The organism is Mesorhizobium sp. M7D.F.Ca.US.004.03.1.1 (assembly GCF_003998635.1).
Taxonomy (GTDB): domain Bacteria; phylum Pseudomonadota; class Alphaproteobacteria; order Rhizobiales; family Rhizobiaceae; genus Mesorhizobium; species Mesorhizobium loti.
In genome coordinates this window covers 1-1422 of sequence record NZ_RZQG01001235.1, presented here as the reverse complement: position 1 = coordinate 1422, position 1422 = coordinate 1, and the positions used below count along the sequence as shown (strand labels likewise).

The 1422-nt window shown below is 65.8% G+C and carries 1 protein-coding gene; it reads right to left on the bottom strand.

Features of this window, described 5'->3' with window-relative positions; genetic code table 11:
* Nucleotides 1-1422, bottom strand: a 1422-nt coding sequence (locus EN935_RS35910; RefSeq protein ID WP_164771682.1) for a PQQ-binding-like beta-propeller repeat protein, incomplete at both ends; no start/stop codon positions are given.

The following is a 1422-nucleotide window of genomic DNA, read 5'->3' as shown; positions in this document are numbered from 1 at the left end:
CGCCCTCGATGGCGCCACCAGGCGCCGGCACTTCGTTGACCGCAATGACCGGCTCGCCGGTGCGCCGGTCGAGCACATAGAGGTCGCCCTGCTTGGTCGGCCCGACCAGCGCCGGCACCACGGTGCCGTCGGGTTTGGTGATGTCGATCAGGCTCGGCTGCGCCGGCACGTCCATGTCCCAGAGGTCATGGTGCACGGTCTGCCGCACCCAGCGCAATTGCCCGGTGTTGAGGTCGAGCGCGGTGATCGACGACGAGAACTTCTCGACATTGGCGCTGCGCCCCGCGCCGAGCTGATCCGGCGTCTGGTTGCCGAGCGGCACATAGAGCAGGCCGAGCTTCTCGTCGGCGCTCGGCGTCGACCACATGTTGGGTGAGTTGGCGGTATAGGTCTGGCCGGCCGCCAACGGCGTCGTCTGGTCCGGATTGCCGGAATCCCAGTTCCATAGCAGCTTGCCGGTGCCGACATCGTAGGCGCGGATGACGCCCGACGGCTCCTGCGTCGAATAATTGTCGTTGACCGCGCCGCCGACGATGATCTTGCCGCCTGATATCAGCGGCGCAGAAGTCGAGTAATAATAGCCAGACTTCGGATAGGGCATGTTGGTCAGAAGGTTCAGCGTGCCGCCTTCTGCGAAAGCCGGACAGACCTGCCCGTTGGCGGCGTCGAGCGCGATCAGCCGCGCATCCGAGGTCGGCAGGTAGACGCGGGCAGCACAGGGCTGGCCGGCGGCGATGGCCGCATCGGCATAATAGGACACGCCGCGACAGGTCTGGTGCTGGCGGTCCTTGTCGAGCTTGATCTTGGGATCGTAGCGCCATTTCTCCTTGCCGCTAGCCGCGTCGATAGCGATGGCGAAATTGTGCGGCGTGCAGATGTAAAGCGTGTCGCCGATCTTCAGCGGCGTCACCTGATAGGTGGTCTCGCCGATATCGTCAGGCCCCTTCACGTCGCCGGTGCGGTAGGTCCACGCCGGCTGCAGCTTGGCGACATTGTCCGGCGTGATCTGGTCGAGCGGCGAATAGCGCTGGCCGAACTGCGTGCGGCCGTAATAGTGCCACTCGCCGGCCGGCACGTCGTTACCGAGGTTGGCGTTGGGGATCACCTTGTCGGTGTCGAGTTCTCCAGCGATGTCCTTCGGATCTGCTGTCATCGAATAACCGGCAACGGCAAGCGATGCCAGCACGGCAAGGATGAGCGGCGCGCGCGCATCAGGGCCGGCAAGGCCCCGCCTCGCCCACGGCGTCAGCAGCCACAGCGCCACCAGCACGATGATGCCGCCGCGCGGCCCGAGTTCCCACCAGTCGAAGCCGGTTTCCCAGACCGCCCAGGCCAGCGTGCCAAGCACGATCGCCGCGTAGAGCCACAGGGCGGTCGATCTGCGCCGGTAGAGCAGCCAGGCGGCAATCAGGAAGGCGAAAC